The sequence below is a fragment of the Flavobacterium sp. SOK18b genome (assembly GCF_014156605.1).
GTDB classification, from domain to species: Bacteria; Bacteroidota; Bacteroidia; order Flavobacteriales; family Flavobacteriaceae; genus Flavobacterium; species Flavobacterium tiangeerense.
Map to the genome: position 1 here is coordinate 20,177 of NZ_QKNZ01000020.1, position 19,130 is coordinate 39,306.

The following is a 19,130-nucleotide window of genomic DNA, read 5'->3' on the forward strand; positions in this document are numbered from 1 at the left end:
ATATTTTTAGGTCAATAGTAGCGTAGCACTTTTAACTGAAAACAAGGGCAATTGACTCTAGCATTCGAAAAAAATTAAACAAAAATTAAAATAATTAATTTAAAAATAGATTTATCTTTGTAGGATATAAAATCAATAACTATGTCATTTTCAGATTTATTTGATAGCGAATTTAAGCTAAGAAACAAAGGTCACTTCGCCTCAATTGTTAGAGTTGCACTTACTGATGGGAAATTTTCACCAGAAGAAAAAGCATTTTTAGACAAACTAGCACTTCGCTTAGAAATATCAGCAGTGGAGTATGAGGAAATTTTAGAAAATCCTTTGAATTACCCTATCAATCCACCGTATTTACACGAGCAAAGATTAGAGCGTTTGTATGATTTAGCACGAATCGTTCACGTAGATCATCATTTAGGAAATCAACAAGAAATGTTGTTGAGAAAAATAGGTGTAGCTTTAGGGTTCAATACTGATAATGTAAATTACATCGTTGACAAAGCCTTAAAACTTGTTGACAAAGAGGTAGACTCTGACACTTTCCTTGAGGAAATGCAAAATATGCACAAATAAATTACAGCTGTATTTAAATAAAAAAGCTTCCAGTAATCCTGGAAGCTTTTTGCTTTTTAGTATTTGCTTAACTTTGCATTATGCATGAACTCTTCGGCTTTTTCAACCATGTTATAGCTTCCACAAAAGAAAGGAACACGCTGATGCAATTCGGTTGGAGTAATTTCCATGATGCTTCCAAAACCATCTGAAGCTTTACCTCCAGCTTGCTCCACAATAAACGCCATAGGATTACATTCATATAATAAACGTAATTTACCATTAGGTGCTTTTGAACTAGTTGGGTAGATATAAATTCCGCCTTTGATAATATTTCTATGAATATCCGAAACTAAGCTACCGATATATCTAGAAGTATACGGTCTGTCCTCTTCTTCTGTCTGACAGTATTTGATATAATCTTTAACCCCTTGTGGAAAATGAATATAGTTCCCTTCGTTGATAGAATAAATATGACCGTCTTTAGCAAACTTCATATTAGGGTGTGATAAATAGAAAGTCCCAATTGCAGGATTCAATGTAAACCCATTTACACCATGCCCCGTTGTGTACACTAGCATGGTTGATGTTCCATAAATAACATATCCTGCAGCTACTTGATTGATTCCTGGTTGCAAGAAATCCTCCATTGTAACTGGAGTTCCTATTGGCGTAATTCTTCTATACACTGAGAATATGGTACCCACAGATACGTTTACATCAATGTTTGAAGAGCCATCAAGAGGATCCATCAATACCACATATTTATTGTTGTGACTGTTATCACTTCCTTCAACAGTGATGAACTCATCGTTCTCTTCAGAGGCAATACCGCATACAATTTCACGGTTAATTAAGGTTTGAATAAAAACTTCATTGGCATAAACATCCAGTTTTTGTTGGTCTTCTCCTTGTATATTTTGCTCCCCTGCAGCACCCACGATATCAACTAATCCAGCTTTATTTACCTTATAGTTTACTACTTTGGCGGCAAGCCTAATCGAGTTAATAATTCGGGATAATTCACCAGACGAATATTGAAAAGCATTTTGATTCTCTATAATAAATTCTCCTAAAGTCTTGTTGCGTTCTTCCATTTCGAAATCGTTGTAGTTATTTTGAAGTCACAAATATCGTTTTTTTTGTGAAAATGATTTCAATAATATGAACTTAGTTTACCACTATTGTATATTTGCTAAATAAACTGTAAATTTTTAGGTTTAAAGTTTATTTAATTGTGATTTTAAACAATTAAATTAAAAATAGCATAGCAGAATCTTTGTAAGATTTTAAAAACAAGAAATTGACAATTGCCCGTTAGATAATCCAATCATTTACAGATACAACTACGCCATGATAATAAGAAAAGGTACTCCGGCAGATATGCCTTCCGTTTTAGGTTTAATCAAAGAACTAGCATTGTTTGAAAAAGAACCAGATGCAGTTCTTATTACCGTTGAAGATTTAGTACGAGATGGTTTTGGAGCTGTCCCACTGTTTCATGTTTTTGTAGCAGAGATTGATTCAGACTCTCCAGAAAGTACTTCAGATAAGCAAATTGTCGGTATCGCCTTGTGGTACTATCGGTATTCAACTTGGAAAGGTAAAACCATTCACTTAGAGGATTTAGTAGTAAAAGAAAGCATGCGAGGAACAGGATTAGGTTATGCCTTATATTCTGAAATTTTAAAGCAAGGTAAGAAAGACCAGGTTCGAAGAGTAGAATGGAATGTTCTGGACTGGAATACGCCAGCAATTGATTTCTACGAAAAATCAGGAGCCAAAGTATTACGCGATTGGCATGTAGTACAAATGGATGAATTAGGAATACATCAATTTGTATCTGACAAATTGAAATAAAGCGCCCAAATTCAGAGACACAAATAGGAAATTAAAAATAAATAGAATTCTGATTTCAATTTAGAATTTAAAAATTGTGATTTAAGAAAATATGAGAGTATTCAAATTTGGAGGTGCATCAGTAAAAGATGCATCAGGAATCAAAAACGTGTACAGCGTTTTACAAACAGTGGGTTATGAGGATGTATTACTGGTAGTTTCAGCTATGGGTAAAACTACTAATGCATTGGAACTTGTTATAAAAAATTATTTTGACAAATCAACTGAATTAAAATCATCCGTTCAAGAAGTAAAAAAATACCACAATCAAATCTTGATCGATTTGTTTGAAGATGAAAAAAACGAAGTATTTGCTGCCGTAAATGCACAATTTAGTGATTTAGAATATTTTTTGGCACATAATAAATCTCCTAATTACAATTTTGTTTACGACCAGATTGTAAGCTTTGGCGAATTGATATCAACAACCATCCTGAGTCATTTCATGAATTTTATGGGTATTCAAACACAATGGCTAGATGTTCGTAATTTTGTAAAAACTGATGCTACGTATCGAGATGCCGAGGTAGACTGGGACTTGACACAAGCTAATATTGCCAAAAATGTAAAACGACAAATCCTAAATATTACACAAGGTTTCTTGGGATCTGACCCCAATAATTTTACAACAACACTGGGCCGTGAGGGATCTGATTATACTGCTGCCATTTTTGCGTATTGCCTAAATGCCGAAAGTGTTACCATTTGGAAAGACGTACCTGGGGTTATGAATGCTGACCCAAGATATTTTGAGAATGCTAGTTTATTAAACCAAATTTCATATCGAGAAGCTATTGAACTTGCGTTTTATGGCGCTACCGTGATTCACCCAAAAACGTTACAACCTTTACAAAAAAAGGAAATTCCTTTATTTGTAAAATCATTTATAAACCCATTACTAAAAGGGACTAGTGTTTCAAAAGGAGTAGATCTGGAGCCGTATTTACCTTGTTTTATTGTAAAAAGAAACCAATTATTAATTTCGCTTTCTTCTATAGATTTCTCTTTTATAATGGAGGAAAACATCAGCGAGATTTTTGCATTATTTCATCAATTCAAAATAAAAGTAAATTTAATCCAAAACTCGGCCATCAGTTTCTCTGTATGTGTTGAAGATAAATTTGATAATTTTAATGCGCTCAATGCCATTTTATCAAAAAAATTCAAAGTAGATTACGAGCAAAATGTAACCTTGTACACCATCAGACATTTTAATGATACTGCTGCAAAAACAGTTGAAGAAAACAAAATTGTTTTACTCAAACAAGTAAGCCGCGAGACCATGCAAGTGGTGACTAAAGAAGTTTAAGAATAGAAAAAAGGGAAATAACATGCAGTTACTTCCCTTTTTATTTAGGAGTAGCAGGATAATACCACTGCATACTACCCATTTTTTGAATACTTATTATCAAATTATAAATACTACTTTTGATTCCTGTGAGTTATAGTATTTATGCTAAAAAAAATCTTGTTTTTTTTTCTTTTGATTTTCTTTTCTGGTCTACAGGCGCAGGAAATCAACTCCTTGTACAAAACAAAAAAAATAGCTAGAACTCAAGATACTCTTTATATAGAAAAAGAAAGTCTTAATCCGCACTTTTTTAAACTGCTTGACGCCAATGGTAAAAAAATAGACAGCACTTTTTTTGAAATTAATTTCACAAAAGGAATTTTACTCTTGAAATCCCCTTTGCTAATAGAGCGCGATTCCTTGACAGTGCAGTATTTAAAATTTCCCGAAATACTCACTAAGGTATACCAAGTATTTGATTCGAATAAAATCGTGAGCAATACCGCATTACAAGGAAACTTATACACAATCGATAAAAAAAACAACAACAAAACAGTTCCTTTTGATGGCCTAAATACCTCTGGAAGTATCACCCGAGGAATTACCATCGGAAATAATCAAAATGCGGTATTTGGATCGAACCTTGACTTACAAATAACAGGCAAAATATCAGATAAAGTGAGCTTGAGAGCCTCCATTCAAGATAGTAATATTCCACTACAAGACGGGGGGTATTCTCAAAAATTAGATCAGTTTGACAATGTTTTCATGGAGTTGTATAGCAAAGATTGGAACATTAGAGCGGGAGATATTTTCTTGGAAAACAAAAACACCCAATTCCTAAACTTTAATAAAAAAGTACAAGGACTTTCTACAAAAATCCAGTTTGGAAATAAAAATCACAAAACCGATCTCTTTGCATCAGCAGCATTAGTGCGAGGACAATATGCAAAAAGTGACATCATAGGACAAGAAGGCAACCAAGGCCCTTATAAATTAAAAGGACAAAACGGAGAGTTATATGTACTAGTGGTTTCTGGATCGGAGCGCGTATATGTAAATGGTACTTTATTAAAACGAGGTGAGAATAATGACTACACCATTGATTATAATGCGGGAGAGATTGTATTTACACCCTTGTTCACCATAACCTCTGAAATGAGAATTGCAGTAGAATATCAATACTCTGATCAAAACTACACCCGATTTGTAACCTATGCAGGGGCAACTCACGAGAATAAAAAATGGCAATTAAAAGGCTATTTGTACTCGGAGAATGATTTAAAAAACCAACCCTTACAACAAAACCTTACCCGAGAACAAGCGCAAATTTTGACACAAGCGGGTGACAATCCCCAATTGATGATAGCACCATCTGAGTATGCTGATACCTTTGATGAAAATAAAGTGCTCTATAAAAAAGTAATTGCAAATGGAGTAACTTTCTTTGAATATTCAAATGAGGATCAGCAAGAATTATTTAATGTCCGTTTTACACTAGTTGGCCCAAACAACGGAAATTATATAGTTGCAAATACCGCCACCATCACCCGTGTGTTTGAATATGTAGCCCCAATAAACGGAATCCCACAAGGTAATTACGAAGCTACTATTCAACTTGTTGCTCCCACAAAAACGCAAGTAGCCACATTTATAAGTGAATACAACCCTAGTGATAAAACAATGATAGCAGTAGAAATGGGGGTAAGTAATACCGATAAAAATTTATTTTCAACGCTACAAGACAATGATAATAAAGGAGTTGCCGGAAAAATAAATGGACAGCAACGCCTTTTTTCAAAAAAATGGCAAATGGATGTTTTTGCAAACTATCAATTTATACAGCGCAATTTTAAATCTATGGAACGTATTTACAACATAGAATTTGATCGTGATTGGAACATTGGTACTAATGGAACTGGAAATCAAAGTTTACTAGTTAGCGGTGTGAAACTAAATTTAAATCCTAAAAAACTGACTTCAAAAAAAGGTTTTTTTGTATACCAATACGAGAAACTAGATTTTTCAGACAGTTTTTCAGGAGGAAAACATGTTGTAAATGGTGCTTTCCAACTAAAAAAATGGAGTTTTAAAAATAGGGGAAGTTATCTTAAAAGTGAGTCGAACAAATCGCAATCTGAATTTTTTAGAAATCAATTCCAAATGCGTTATGATCACAAAAAAAACTGGATAGGCACAACCCTTCGCACAGAAGACAATAAAGAAAAAGACACTAATACACTTCAATTTTCAGCCTTAAGCCAAAAATTTAAAGAATACGGATTTTTTGCCGGTCGCGGTGATAGTACCAAAGTATTTGTAGAGCTAGGCTATTTGAAGCGTAGCAATGACAGTTTACAAAACAACTTGATTCAAAGAGTAAATACCTCTCAAACCTTTGCGCTTAAAACAAAACTGATTCAAACTGCAAAAAGTGACTTGTCAATTGTATCTCAATATAGAGTGTTAGACTTTGAAACAAATACACAAAAAAAAGAATCTACCCTCAACTCAAGGATTATTTACACCGATCGGTTTTTGAAACAATTATTGGTGAGCAACACTGTATTTGAGACTAATTCTGGTACGATTCCGCAACAAGAATTCACCTACTTAGAGGTAGCGGCAGGACAAGGAGTTTACACCTGGAACGATTACAATAATAATGGTATTCAAGAGCTACAGGAATTTGAAGTGGCGCCTTTTGTTGACCAAGCAAAGTTTATAAGAGTGTTTTTACCTAACCGTATTTTTATAAAAACCCATCAAAATAAATTTTCTCAATCCCTTACGTGGAACCCTACAATTTGGCAAAACAATAAAGGAGTTAGAAAATTTCTCTCTAATTTTTACAACCAAACTACATTTTTATTAGATCGAAAAGTGAAAAACGACGGAGCTAATTTTGAGTTAAATCCGTTTTCTAATGCTACCAAAAATGTTTTAGGTTTAAACTATAATTTTAGAAATAGTTTGTTTTACAACAGAGGTAAACAAAAACATTCCGTTACCTATTCCTATCTAGAAAGCAGAACTACAAACCTATCATCAGTTGGCTCACAGGAAGTTTCAAACTATTCACATCAGTTGCAATACAATCATTTGTACCAAAAAAATTGGCTTTTTGGTGTTTTTACTAAAACAATACAATCTGCTTTAAAATCTGAAAATTTTCCAGAAAAAAACTTCAATCTTTCGGGTTACCAATGGACACCAAAAGTTAGTTATCTATTTTCGAAAAATACAAGTTGGGATTTATTTTACGAATTGCAAAAAAAAGAAAATACCATCGGCGATCATGAAACGCTCAATCAAAGTCGATTTGGAACATCCTTTTCATTTGCTGGTACAAAAAAAATAACTATGAATGGCGAATTGTCCTTGTATCAAAATAAATTTATAGGAAACGAACTTTCTGCAGTAGGATTTCAAATGCTCGAAGGACTACAAACTGGACAAAACTTAACATGGAGATTACTTTTGCAAAAAAATATCACTCAGTTTTTAGATATAAACATCAATTATCAAGGTCGAAAGAGTGAAAAAAACAACGCCATACACACTGGAAACGTTCAACTAAGAGCCTATTTTTAAGCAATTTTACGATATTGAATTACGAATTGATTTTAAAACATTTTTTTCGCTATTTTTATACTACTAAACAAAAAACAAAACCCCTATGAAAAAATTATTAATGTTGTGTATGGCCTTTATTTTCTCTTTAAGTACTTACGCACAAGAAACAGCAACTGAGAAAAAAGCAACAAAAGCAGCCACCGAAAAGTTAGCCAAAGCTAAAAAGAAAGAGGCGGCTAAAGCCAAAGCAGAAGCTACCAAAGAAAAAACCGAATCAGCAAAAGAGAAAGCTACTAAAGCTAAAGCCAAAGCTGATGCTACCAAAGAAAAAACTGAAGCAGCAAAAGAGAAAGCAACAAAGGCTAAAGCCAAAGCTGATGCTACTAAAGAAAAAACTGAAGCAGCAAAAGAAAAAGCCACAAAAGCTAAAACCAAAGCTGATGCTACTAAAGAAAAAACAGAAGCAGTAAAAGAGAAAGCTACAAAGGCTAAGACCAAAGCTGAGGCTACTAAAGAAAAAGCAGCAATAACAAAACCAGCAAAAAAAATAAATGAAACCACTGAAAAAGCTCCAAAAGTTGCAGACAAAGTAACTGGTGAATACAATGGTAAAAAAGTATATACTGGTCCTAGAGGTGGTAAATACTACATCAATTCTAACGGAAATAAGACGTATATTCAAGAATAAGCAACAGTAACAAAATAATAAAAGCTATCTCTTGGGATAGCTTTTGCTTTTTATATCCTTTTTAAATTTGCTAAACTCCATTTTTAAAATGATTTTGATGATGCGTTTTAAAGCTCAGTAAATCGAATTACCATAATTTAATAGTTTGGTAATGTTTTACAAATACAAAAAAGAAGTGTTTCAATGTATCTTACACTTACAAAACATTTGATACAATTTTGAAATGAATAACAATAACAGCGCTAAAACTATCTTAATTGCACCGCTTAATTGGGGTTTAGGACACGCCACTAGATGTATTCCGATCATAAAGGCATTACTAGAAAACAATTTTACTCCCATAATAGCTTCGGATGGAGTTGCTCTAGCATTACTTAGAAAAGAGTTTCCGGATTTGCAAACTTTAGAGCTGCCATCGTACGAAATTGAATATGCAAAAAAAGGGAAGAATTTCAAGTGGAAGTTAATTCAAAATAGTTTGAAAACATTAAAAGCAATCCGTACCGAAAGAAAAATTGTTCGGGGCTGGATTGAACAATATCAAATTGATGGTATACTATCGGATAATCGTCTGGGAGTTTTTGATAAAAAAGTACCATCTGTTTATATCACACATCAATTAAATGTTTTAACAGGAAACACAACTTGGATAACCAGTAAAATTCACCAATACATCTTTAATAAATATAAGCAATGTTGGGTTCCAGATTATGGAGGCACAATAAACCTTACGGGGAATTTAGGTCATCTTGAGGTTCTTAATCCAAAAATAAAATACATAGGCCCCATAAGCCGTTTACAAAAAAAACTTGTTCCCAAAAAATATGATTTATTGATCATTCTCTCAGGACCAGAACCACAACGAGGATTATTAGAAAACTATTTGAAAAAAGAAATTTTAAATTATCAAGGTAAGGCCATTTTTATTGAAGGGAATATTGCCCCACAACAAACTAAAGTTATAAAAGAAAATGTTACCTACTTTAATTTCATGAATTCTGTAGAACTTGAAAACGTTTTTAACGAAAGTGAAATAGTACTTTGCAGATCTGGTTACACCACTATCATGGACTTAGCCGTACTTCGTAAAAAAGCTTTTTTTATTCCTACACCCGGTCAGTATGAACAAGAATATTTAGCAAAAAAATTAATGAAAGAAGGACTTGTCCCTTATGCAACTCAGGATAATTTTAAAATTAGTGACTTAGAAATGGTTCATGATTACAAAGGATTACCGAGGTCTGAATCTAGAATAGAATGGACAACTCTATTTGAAGTTTTTAACCCCTAATTAATGTATTGCATAAAAAAACCGACACTGTAGTCGGTTTTTTTTAATTTATGAGATTTATTATACCTCTTTAACGTTAGCCTTTTCAATTGTAAATGAAAATTCAGATCCCACTCCATAGGTACTATCAACATAGATTCTCTCTTCATGTGCCTCTATAATGTGTTTTACTATAGACAAACCTAGGCCAGATCCACCCTCGGTTCTTGCACCACTCTTATCCACTCTATAAAAACGTTCAAAAAGTCTTGGTATATTTTTTTTCTCAATTCCTTCTCCGTTATCGGTAACCCTTACAATCACTTTTTCATCCGTTAAATCCTCTATACTTACTTCAGTTGAGCCCTTGAATTTACCGTATTTTATAGAATTCACAACCAGATTCATAACCACTTGCTGAATTTTGTCTTCATCACCATAAACCATTATGGGTCTATTATAACGCATATCAAACATAAGTAAAATATCTTTTTTCGATGCTTTCATTTCGAGCAAGTCAAAAACATTTTGAACCAATTTCACAATGTCAAATTCACCCATTTCAAGATTCAAATCTCCTATTTCCAATTTTGATATCATGTCAAGATCCTGTACGATATAGATTAATCTTTCTACACCTTTCTCGGCACGCTCTAGATATTTCTTTCTAATTGTTTTATCGTTCATCGCACCATCTAACAAGGTAGATAAGTATCCTTGTACAGTAAATAAAGGAGTCTTGAGTTCATGAGAAACGTTACCTAAAAATTCTCTTCGGTATTCTTCACGAACCTTTAGGGTTTCTATTTCTAGTTTTTTATCTGTTGCAAACTTTTTTACTTCACGAGTAAGCGTAGCCATATCAGTAGTGATTGGCTGGTTTCTAAAAGTACTAGACTCTAATAAAGAAACATCATCATATATTTTTTTTACTTTCTTGTAAATAAAACGCTCCACTCTATATTGTATCACTAAAAAAGAAAAAGTAGCTATTGAAAATGCAAAAAGCAGACTAAATTTAAAGGAAAAACTAAAAAAAAGATAGGTTAAAAAGCTAACTAAAATAGTAGAAAATATAGTAATATACAATGCTGACTTTACAGCAAAACGGTATGTTTTTTTAAAATTGATTGTCATTTACACCTCAAACTTATATCCTACACCTTTAATGGTTTTAAACAAATCTTCGCCTATTTTTTCACGTAGTTTTCTAATGTGAACGTCTATAGTTCTTCCTCCTACAACTACTTCGTTACCCCAAACTTTATCAAGAATTTCATCTCTTTTAAAAACTTTGCCAGGCTTTGATGCCAATAAATAGAATAATTCAAATTCTTTTCTTGGCAGAGCAATTTCAATATTGTCTTTTACAATTTTATACTCTTCTCTATTGATTTCAATACCACCCACGTTGAGAGTTTCGCTATTAACTTCTTTTTCTTTTAACCTTCTTAACAATGCCTTTACCTTACTTACTAGCAATTTGGGCTTAATAGGTTTGTTAATATAGTCATCTGCGCCTGCATCAAATCCAGCAACTTGAGAGTAATCTTCACTACGCGCAGTCAAGAAAGTAATTAATACATTATTTAATTCAGGTATTTTTCGAATGTTTTCGCAAGCTTCCATTCCATCCATTTCTGGCATCATCACATCCATAATAATTAAATCTGGAATTTCTTTTTTGGCCACAGCAATGGCTTCTTTACCATTTGTAGCCGTAACAATTTGATACCCCTCTTGTGAGAGGTTGTATCCTACAATCTCGATAATATCCGGTTCATCATCAACCAGTAGAATCTTGGTGTTTTTTTTCTTCATAAGGGTTCAAAAATTATTTTTGAGATGTAAATGTAAACATAAAACCAGCATCCAAAAGCTGTTAACTATAATTTAATATTAGATGAATTTTGCAAACATAAACACAACATAAGGTTAACAAATGAGTAACTCAAGTTTTACATTATGAACGTTACTTTGCAAAAAATTTAAACAAAATGAAATTCAAGTTACTATTTTTCACGTTATTACTTACAGCGATCTCTTACTCACAAAGTAAAGGTACCATTACTGGAACGTTAACAGACAAAGATGCTAATAATCAATCGTTACCATTTGCTAATGTCCTCATCAAAGGAACAGCAATAGGAACCAATACTGACGTAGATGGTAAATATACCATAAAAATCCAACCTGGAAGTTACACCTTACAACTAAGTTTTGTGGGTTATGAAACTATAGAAGTTCCTGTAACAGTAGTTGCAGATGAAACAGTAACAATCAATAAAGCGCTAGGTTCTGGAAGTTACAAGCTTGAAGATGTTATTGTAAAAAGTAAAGGAAGTAGAGAAAAGGCTACTGTTCTTTTACTAGAACAAAAAAATGCAGTTGTAATTAAACAATCGATAGGTGCACAAGAACTTTCGGCAAAAGGAGTAAGCGACGTAGAAGAAGGACTTACTAAAGTAACTGGAATTACCAAAGTAGACGGTAGAGGTTTATTTGTAAGAGGATTAGAGGATAGGTATAATAATTTATTAATCAATGACTTAGCAGTTCCATCAAACAATCCATTCAAAAAAATTATCCCTTTAGACTTATTTCCAACCGATATAGTTGGGGTTATAGAAACTTACAAAACATTTAACACTAATTTATACGGAGATTTTGCAGGAGGAACTTTCAATATAGTTACTTCAAGAGGATCAAAAAACGTAACAAAAATTAATTTTGGAGCAGGATACACAACGAATAATAATTTACGCAAATTTTTAACATCTAAAGACGCAACTTCAACTGGAGACTTTTTTGGATTTTCTGGTAATGAAAGAGATTTTCCTAGCGTTTTAGGTAGTGTGCCTAGCAATCGTGTTTTAACAGCTGACGAATCACTAAAACAGTTTGGCTCAGGATATGATGTAGAGCAAAGTAAATCTCCATTGAACACTAGCATTGGTATTTTAAACTCCGCAAAGTTCACTGTAGGTAAAAACAATAACTCTTTGCAATACTTAATGTCATTTAATTTTGACAATAAATTTCAATATAGAGAAGGCGTTGATCGTTTTTTTAACATTGGACAAGGAATATATGACAACAATTTATATAATAAACAATATAAATACATCACCAATTCATCTGCTTTAGTTGGAGTAAACTATAAAACAGAAAGGTTAGACTTAACTTCAAATACTTTTTATTTGAAATCTACAGAAAATATGATTCAAGATCAATTGGGGTATACTAATGCAGCTCCAGTTAACAACAATGCCTTTATCCGTTTGAATCAACTTACACAAACTGATTTCTTGAATTCACAACTTTTAGGGAATTACAAACTATCTAAAGACGACAGAAAAAATATTAAAGCGGGAATTTCATTTACAAAAACAAGTTTCCAACTTCCTGACAGAAAATCATACAAAGGAGTTTTACTAGATGATAATACAACAGCTATAAGTTATACTGGAAATAGTTTATACAGACAAACTTTTGATGTAGACGGTAAATTTCATGTTTCTGGTTTACTTGAATACAGTTGGAAATTTGGTAAATCTGATACAAAAGACAATCATAAATTAACTGTAGGATATAATTCTTATGTAAACAGTATGGAATCTAGTTTCAGATTTTTGGTTTCTGAAAGACTACGATCAAATGCAACCACTTTCAGCACAAATTCTCCTGATGGCACTCTAGCAACGGCTATATCTAATGGTGATTTTACTTACAGAGAAGGTACTAACTCAACGTACAAAGCTAAGTTGTTTGAATTTGTAAATGCAGGTTATTCTGATTTAGCTTTAAAATTGAGTGAAGCTTCGGAACTTAATGTAGGAGTAAGAGTAGAACAAAGCAGTAGAGAAACAAAATTTAGAAATCCAGGATCTTTCGATGATGCATTTCAGACAAAGACAGTAACTGGTCTTGACATTTTGCCATCGTTAAATATGAAATACAAATTTAACGACACTTCTAATTTAAGATTTGCAGCTTCAAAAACAATCACTAGACCAGTAATAATGGAGGCATATCCATTAGAATTTGTAAACTTAGATGGTACAATTGAAAACGGTAACACAAACATTATCAACAGCGATAATTATAATTTCGATTTGAAATACGAAATTTTCCCTACAGCTAAAGAATTAATGGCTGTTACTGCATTCTCCAAGTTAATTCAAAATCCTATTGAAAGATTGTTCACCCAATCTGCAGGTAGTGGGGGGCAGATTATTACTTACGATAACTCAGATAAGGCAGTTCTTTTAGGAGCTGAAGTAGAATTTCTAGTACAACTTGATCGTTTTTCTGATAAATTTAAAAATTTATCATTGGGCTTTAACACTTCCTTAATGTATTCGAAAGTAACAATTAGCAAAAAAAATGCTGCTGAAACTAATCCTGACAGACAACTTCAAGGTGCATCACCATGGTTAATAAATGCAGACTTAAAATACGATTTTGAGTTTTCAAAAAATTGGACAAACACTGCATCTCTTGTGTATAATGTATATGGAAAAAGAATATTTGCAGTAGGTACAAATGGATTAGACCACTATTACGAGCAACCATTCAGTAAACTTGATTTAGTATGGAGTAATAAAATAGGTAAAAAATGGGATGCTAAATTTTCGATTGATAACATCCTAAATCCTTTATACAGAATCAAATTAGGAGAAGAAAATAAAATTACAATTATTGAAAAAGACTTAACTGTAAAAGATTTTAAAAGAGGGACTGGCTTTTCTATGAATGTATCATATACATTTTAAAGTAACATTCTTAACATTAGAGTAATGTTTAAGTAGCATTTTGATTATGATTTGATAACAATTTGCATAGGTAATACACAAACATACAGGGTACTTTTACACCAAGAAATTAACATTAGAAAATTAAAAAAAATTTATTATGAAAAAGTTCGCATTAAGCTTAGCTTTTATTGCTGCAATCTTTACTTCTTGTTCAAGTGATGACACTACAGAAAACCCTGTAAAGACTCCAGTAACAGGTGAAATAACTGGTGATTTAACAGTTTCTAAAACGTATGCTTTTGGTAATTATACTCTTAAAGGCTTCGCAAAAGTTGCTTCGGGAGTAACTATTACATTTGAAGCTGGTTCAACTATAACAGCAGATCCAAGTAACGGAGAAGATGCTTTCGTAATCTTGAATGGTGGAAAATTAATTGCAATAGGTACTGCTGCAGAACCAATTGTATTTACTTCAACAACTAAAACTGCAGGATCATGGGGTGGTATTATCATGTATGGAGACGCTCCAATAGTGAACTCTGCAACAGCTGCTGCACCTCAAACTGCTACTTCTGAAGACGGATTAGTATTACCTTATGGTGGATCTAATGCTACCCACAATGGTGGAACACTTAAATATGTTAGAGTTGAGTACGCTGGTCAAGTTATTACTCAAAATAACAAAGAACAAAACGGATTCTCTTTCTACTCTGTAGGATCAGGTACAATTTTAGAAAATCTAGTTTCTTACAAAGGTAATGATGATGGATTTGAGTTTTACGGTGGAACTGTAAGTTTGAAAAACGCAATTTCTTACGGAAACTCTGATGACGCTTTTGACTGGCAAGATGGATGGAGAGGTCAAGAAAGTACTAACTGGTACGCATACCAAGAAGGTGCAGCTAATTACGGAATGGAAATTGAAGCTAAAGGTGTTAATAACACATTTTTCCCAAAAGTAACTAACATCACATTGAAAAGAGCTGCTGGTACTGTAACAGAAGCACAAACAGAGATCCAATTAGACGCTATTCAGTTTAAAGCTGAAGGAAACGGTGATTACAGTAATATCCTTATTGACGGTTACAAAAATCAAACTACACCTACAACTAAAAATGGTGGAGTACTACAAATTAGAGATATAACTACATACAACAATCAAGTAGCAGGTGGTAAAATAAAATTGACAAACGTAACTATCAATAACTCTGATAATACATTTATATCTGGAGCTACAACATTTACAGTTAACGCAGCTAGCTTTAATCCTGCAACAAACTGGGGTGTAACAACTACAGCTACTGGAGCAAGCTTAACTGCCGGAAATTGGTCATCTGTTAATGGAGCAACATTAATCAAATAACCACCTCTTAAACAAATACAAAAATGCCTTTCATAACGAAAGGCATTTTTTTTGGTACACTATTTGAATTATTTTTGTATATTTACTATTCAAATAAATCTGATGGCAAAAAACTACTTTTATACGATTACTTTATTGGTCTTTTTATTCTCTGCAAGCACTTATGCGCAAGACAATAAACAGCAACCAAAATTACAAGAAACTGCCTCTACTATTGAGGGATTGAGCTTGTACCCAAATCCTGTGAGTAATGGTAAAGTCTACATTACCACTAAGAATGACCTTGATAAAGAAATCATAATTTTTGATGTACTCGGTAAAAAAGTTTTGCAAACCATGCTCAGCTCTAAAGAACTGAATGTATCTAATTTATCTTCTGGAGTATACATTATAAAAATTAATGAAAAAGAAAGTTCTGCAACTCGAAAATTAATAATTCGGTAATTCATTCGAAATATAAAATTACAGCTCCATTTTTTGGAGCTTTTTTTTTAATACCAAACAGCATCCGTTTTCTAAAGACAGATAAACAAACGACCTTTTTAAATTTTTCATACTTTTGCAAAAAAAATTCTTGATCACAACCACTGATATATTCACTATTTCTAGTCAAAAACAATTTGAAAAAATTGCTTTAAAATTTTTTCGTTACCAATACGAAAACAACAAAGTATATCAGGAGTTTTGTAATTTTCTTAAAACAGATCCTCACAAAGTAAAATCTATACAACAAATTCCGTTTTTACCTATACAGTTTTTTAAGAGTCATGAAGTGATTTCCAATTACGATGATATTCAAGAGACATTTACCAGCAGCGGAACAACCGGAATGATTACCAGCAAACATCTTGTAACTGATGTTACATTATATAAAGAAAGCTACCAGAGAGGGTTTTCAGAATTTTATGGCAACATTGAAGATTATGTAGTTTTAGCTTTGCTTCCCTCCTATCTAGAAAGAGAAGGCTCTTCGTTAATTTACATGGTCAAGGATCTAATAGAACTTTCCAATCATCCTGAAAGCGGTTTTTACCTCAACAATCACGACGAATTGATTGCTAAACTTAACGACCTTGAAGAGGCGGGTCAAAATGTAATTTTAATCGGCGTCACCTTTGCTTTACTAGACTTAATTGAGAAACAACAATTTAAATTACAACACACCATCATCATGGAAACCGGTGGTATGAAAGGACGAAGAAAGGAAATGATTCGGGAAGAGCTACACGATCAATTATGTGAAGGTTTTGGCGTAGCAGCCATACATTCAGAATACGGCATGACCGAATTACTTTCGCAGGCCTACTCCTTAGGAAATGGCGTATTTGAGTGCCCTGCTTGGATGCAAATATTGGTTCGCGATACCGAAGATGCTCTGACATATATTCCAGACGGAAAAACAGGCGGAATCAACGTAATTGATTTGGCCAACATCAATTCTTGTTCCTTTATAGCTACTCAGGATTTGGGCAAAAAAAACCCCAACAATTCCTTTGAAGTATTGGGTCGTTTTGACAATTCAGATATTCGAGGGTGTAACTTGATGGTTCTTTAATCTTTAATAATTATTGGGAGCATGCGAACTTTATTTTTGGCACTTTTATTATTCACTAGTTTATGTAGCAATGCGCAAAACACCGATATAGAAGTTCAAATAGATTCTATAACGCATCACGATCCTTCTACTAGCGAACGTATATTTACGGTACATTACCACATCAAAAACAAAGCAAAAAGTCTTATTTCATTAGTTTTAAATACTAAAGAGTTACGATCTAACATGTACAACAATTCGTCTTGGATACCCTCGTACAGGCTGTTTCAAGAAAAAAACATGATAGAAACGAATACTGTATTCGATTCTAAAAAAAGTGATGCGGTACTTAAAAAAATAATGCAAGACCTAGAAAATAATCGCAAAGGTTTAGCTGATTATTTACTGAAACAGGAAAAAGAATTAAAGATTAAAAGAAGTAAAAAAATCTTAGAAAGTATTGTTAAGTTTCAACCTAATGAAACAAAAAACTTTTCTGCAACATTGTCTTGGGATAAAAACCGGTATCACAAATTTGAAGACAATGAATATTTTTTAGACCAAAAAACAATTCATTATCTTGATTTGTTTTTGTATTTCAACAAAGAAGAACTAGTCTCAACTCTGCTCCCTGAAGATTTAAAAATCATACTTAGCGACCCCACAATCGCTACAGGATGGATATACACTAACAAAGTAGAAATCAATTTTAGAGATTAAACCACATAAAAATTCCCAACAACTCATTGAGTTATTGGGAATTTTTTATAATTAGAATAGAGAATAATTTGTTTATCTCCTTAAACGACTCTCACTACAAAATAATTTTTCTTTCCGCTTTGCAACAATACAAATTGATTGTTGATTAAGTCTTTGCTTGAAAGCACAAATTCTTCGGTAATTTTTTCACGGTTCACAGAAATAGAATTAGCTGTTAGAGCGCGTCTTGCTTCACCATTCGATTTTAGAAATCCTGTTTTTTCGTTTAAAACGTCAACAATATTGATCCCAGCTTCGATTTCATTTCTGCTGATTTCTGCCTGAGGAACTCCGTCAAAAACATCTAAAAATGTTGCTTGATCCAATTGTTTTAAATCATCTGAGGTAGAATTTCCGAACAAAATATTAGATGCTTTTATGGCATTTTCTAAATCATCTGCTGAATGTACCATCACGGTAATTTCTTCGGCCAAACGTTTTTGTAACAAACGCATGTGTGGCGCTTCTTTATGTTTTTCAGTTAACACCTCGATATCTTCTTTCGATAAAAAAGTAAAAATCTTAATGTATTTCTCTGCATCCACATCAGATGTATTCAACCAATATTGGTAAAATTTATAAGGAGAAGTTCTAACCGAATCCAACCAAATATTCCCACCTTCGGATTTTCCAAACTTGGTTCCATCCGCTTTTGTAATCAACGGACACGTTAAAGCATAGGCTTTTCCGCTAGCAATTCTACGCACTAATTCGGTTCCCGTAGTGATATTTCCCCACTGGTCACTTCCTCCCATTTGTAACGTACAGCTCTTTTCTCTGTACAAATGCAAAAAGTCATAACCTTGAACCAATTGGTACGTAAACTCCGTGAACGACATTCCTTCGGCAGCTTCTGATGACAAACGTTTTTTAACAGAATCCTTTGCCATCATATAATTGACAGTAATATGCTTACCCACATCACGAATGAAATCCAGAAAAGAGAAATTCTTCATCCAGTCGTAATTATTTACTAGTTCAGCAGCATTTGGCGCAGCCGAAGTAAAATCTAGGAAACGAGCCAATTGTCCTTTTATCGCCTCTTGATTGTGACGTAATGTTGGTTCGTCCAATAAATTTCTTTCATTCGATTTTCCGGATGGATCACCAATCATTCCTGTTGCGCCACCTACTAACGCTAATGGCTTGTGACCCGCTAATTGAAAATGTTTTAACAACATCACGCCTACTAGGTGACCTATATGCAATGAATCGGCAGTTGGGTCAATTCCCACATATGCCACACGCATTTGTTCCATCAAATGTTCATCTGTGCCCGGCATAACATCGTGGAGCATTCCTCTCCAAGTTACTTCTTCAATAAAATTCTTCATCTTTTTTAATCAATTTACTTTCTTCGGTTCAGCCAACATGGCTTGGTGATTACAAAGATAAGAATTTCAATGGCAATGGCAATTTCAACACTAATTTCTAAATTAAA

General features: G+C 33.2%; 15 protein-coding genes. 11 read left to right on the forward strand and 4 right to left on the reverse strand.

Annotated elements, in window-relative coordinates:
• Positions 1 to 141 precede the first annotated feature (141 nt).
• Positions 142 to 573: a TerB family tellurite resistance protein gene (locus tag DNC80_RS04530; RefSeq protein WP_182649586.1), complete on the forward strand. Its 432-nt coding sequence runs from the start codon at positions 142 to 144 to the stop codon at positions 571 to 573.
• 56 nt (positions 574 to 629) lie between these two features.
• Here the strand turns inward: DNC80_RS04530 and fbp are convergent, their stop codons facing one another.
• Complete coding sequence (gene fbp / locus DNC80_RS04535) at positions 630 to 1,649, reverse strand: class 1 fructose-bisphosphatase (protein WP_182649588.1); 1,020 nt, start codon at positions 1,647 to 1,649, stop codon at positions 630 to 632.
• A 256-nt stretch (positions 1,650 to 1,905) separates the two neighbouring features.
• Between fbp and DNC80_RS04540 the strand changes: the two genes are divergently transcribed.
• The 5 genes from DNC80_RS04540 (at position 1,906) to DNC80_RS04560 (ending at position 9,297) form a co-directional block, all read left to right on the forward strand.
• Positions 1,906 to 2,412, forward strand: a complete 507-nt coding sequence (locus tag DNC80_RS04540) for a GNAT family N-acetyltransferase (RefSeq protein ID WP_144889730.1) — start codon at positions 1,906 to 1,908, stop codon at positions 2,410 to 2,412.
• A 91-nt stretch (positions 2,413 to 2,503) separates the two neighbouring features.
• A complete protein-coding gene (locus tag DNC80_RS04545; RefSeq protein ID WP_182649590.1) occupies positions 2,504 to 3,760 on the forward strand; it encodes an aspartate kinase in 1,257 nt (418 codons plus the stop codon).
• A 144-nt stretch (positions 3,761 to 3,904) separates the two neighbouring features.
• The gene (locus DNC80_RS04550) at positions 3,905 to 7,336 is read left to right on the forward strand and encodes a hypothetical protein (protein ID WP_182649592.1); all 3,432 of its coding nucleotides are present in this window, start codon (positions 3,905 to 3,907) and stop codon (positions 7,334 to 7,336) included.
• Positions 7,337 to 7,421: 85 nt separating this feature from the next.
• Positions 7,422 to 8,006, forward strand: coding sequence for a hypothetical protein (locus tag DNC80_RS04555; protein WP_182649594.1), 585 nt, complete (start codon positions 7,422 to 7,424; stop codon positions 8,004 to 8,006).
• Between the two features lie 223 nt (positions 8,007 to 8,229).
• Positions 8,230 to 9,297, forward strand: coding sequence for a glycosyltransferase (locus DNC80_RS04560; protein WP_182649596.1), 1,068 nt, complete (start codon positions 8,230 to 8,232; stop codon positions 9,295 to 9,297).
• Positions 9,298 to 9,357: 60 nt separating this feature from the next.
• Here DNC80_RS04560 and DNC80_RS04565 read toward each other — a convergent pair whose 3' ends face one another.
• Both DNC80_RS04565 and DNC80_RS04570 read right to left on the reverse strand, forming a co-directional pair.
• A complete protein-coding gene (locus tag DNC80_RS04565; protein WP_182649599.1) occupies positions 9,358 to 10,413 on the reverse strand; it encodes a cell wall metabolism sensor histidine kinase WalK in 1,056 nt (351 codons plus the stop codon).
• Positions 10,414 to 11,097 (reverse strand): response regulator transcription factor, encoded by a 684-nt coding sequence (locus DNC80_RS04570; protein WP_144889741.1) that lies wholly within the window; start codon positions 11,095 to 11,097, stop codon positions 10,414 to 10,416. It abuts the gene before it with no gap.
• Positions 11,098 to 11,273: 176 nt separating this feature from the next.
• Here DNC80_RS04570 and DNC80_RS04575 point away from each other — a divergent pair, with 176 nt between their 5' ends.
• From DNC80_RS04575 to DNC80_RS04595, 5 genes are all read left to right on the forward strand, one after another.
• Complete coding sequence (locus tag DNC80_RS04575; RefSeq protein WP_182649600.1) at positions 11,274 to 14,051, forward strand: TonB-dependent receptor; 2,778 nt, start codon at positions 11,274 to 11,276, stop codon at positions 14,049 to 14,051.
• 139 nt (positions 14,052 to 14,190) lie between these two features.
• The gene (locus tag DNC80_RS04580) at positions 14,191 to 15,396 is read left to right on the forward strand and encodes a hypothetical protein (protein WP_158728779.1); all 1,206 of its coding nucleotides are present in this window, start codon (positions 14,191 to 14,193) and stop codon (positions 15,394 to 15,396) included.
• A gap of 102 nt (positions 15,397 to 15,498) precedes the next feature.
• Positions 15,499 to 15,840, forward strand: a complete 342-nt coding sequence (locus DNC80_RS04585; RefSeq protein WP_144889747.1) for a T9SS type A sorting domain-containing protein — start codon at positions 15,499 to 15,501, stop codon at positions 15,838 to 15,840.
• 130 nt (positions 15,841 to 15,970) lie between these two features.
• Positions 15,971 to 16,951, forward strand: a complete 981-nt coding sequence (locus DNC80_RS04590) for an acyl transferase (protein ID WP_182649754.1) — start codon at positions 15,971 to 15,973, stop codon at positions 16,949 to 16,951.
• Between the two features lie 21 nt (positions 16,952 to 16,972).
• Complete coding sequence (locus tag DNC80_RS04595; RefSeq protein WP_182649602.1) at positions 16,973 to 17,650, forward strand: hypothetical protein; 678 nt, start codon at positions 16,973 to 16,975, stop codon at positions 17,648 to 17,650.
• An 80-nt stretch (positions 17,651 to 17,730) separates the two neighbouring features.
• Here DNC80_RS04595 and tyrS read toward each other — a convergent pair whose 3' ends face one another.
• A complete protein-coding gene (gene tyrS, locus DNC80_RS04600; protein ID WP_182649604.1) occupies positions 17,731 to 19,023 on the reverse strand; it encodes a tyrosine--tRNA ligase in 1,293 nt (430 codons plus the stop codon).
• Positions 19,024 to 19,130 lie beyond the last annotated feature (107 nt).

Coding starts and splice junctions, on each gene's coding strand:
- tyrS (WP_182649604.1), bottom strand. CDS start 19,023: ATGAAGAATTTTATTGAAGAAGTAACTTGGAGAGGAATGCTCCACGAT.
- DNC80_RS04550 (WP_182649592.1), top strand. CDS start 3,905: ATGCTAAAAAAAATCTTGTTTTTTTTTCTTTTGATTTTCTTTTCTGGT.
- DNC80_RS04560 (WP_182649596.1), top strand. CDS start 8,230: ATGAATAACAATAACAGCGCTAAAACTATCTTAATTGCACCGCTTAAT.
- DNC80_RS04540 (WP_144889730.1), top strand. CDS start 1,906: ATGATAATAAGAAAAGGTACTCCGGCAGATATGCCTTCCGTTTTAGGT.
- DNC80_RS04595 (WP_182649602.1), top strand. CDS start 16,973: ATGCGAACTTTATTTTTGGCACTTTTATTATTCACTAGTTTATGTAGC.
- DNC80_RS04530 (WP_182649586.1), top strand. CDS start 142: ATGTCATTTTCAGATTTATTTGATAGCGAATTTAAGCTAAGAAACAAA.
- DNC80_RS04580 (WP_158728779.1), top strand. CDS start 14,191: ATGAAAAAGTTCGCATTAAGCTTAGCTTTTATTGCTGCAATCTTTACT.
- DNC80_RS04570 (WP_144889741.1), bottom strand. CDS start 11,097: ATGAAGAAAAAAAACACCAAGATTCTACTGGTTGATGATGAACCGGAT.
- DNC80_RS04585 (WP_144889747.1), top strand. CDS start 15,499: ATGGCAAAAAACTACTTTTATACGATTACTTTATTGGTCTTTTTATTC.
- DNC80_RS04565 (WP_182649599.1), bottom strand. CDS start 10,413: ATGACAATCAATTTTAAAAAAACATACCGTTTTGCTGTAAAGTCAGCA.
- DNC80_RS04555 (WP_182649594.1), top strand. CDS start 7,422: ATGAAAAAATTATTAATGTTGTGTATGGCCTTTATTTTCTCTTTAAGT.
- DNC80_RS04575 (WP_182649600.1), top strand. CDS start 11,274: ATGAAATTCAAGTTACTATTTTTCACGTTATTACTTACAGCGATCTCT.
- fbp (WP_182649588.1), bottom strand. CDS start 1,649: ATGGAAGAACGCAACAAGACTTTAGGAGAATTTATTATAGAGAATCAA.
- DNC80_RS04545 (WP_182649590.1), top strand. CDS start 2,504: ATGAGAGTATTCAAATTTGGAGGTGCATCAGTAAAAGATGCATCAGGA.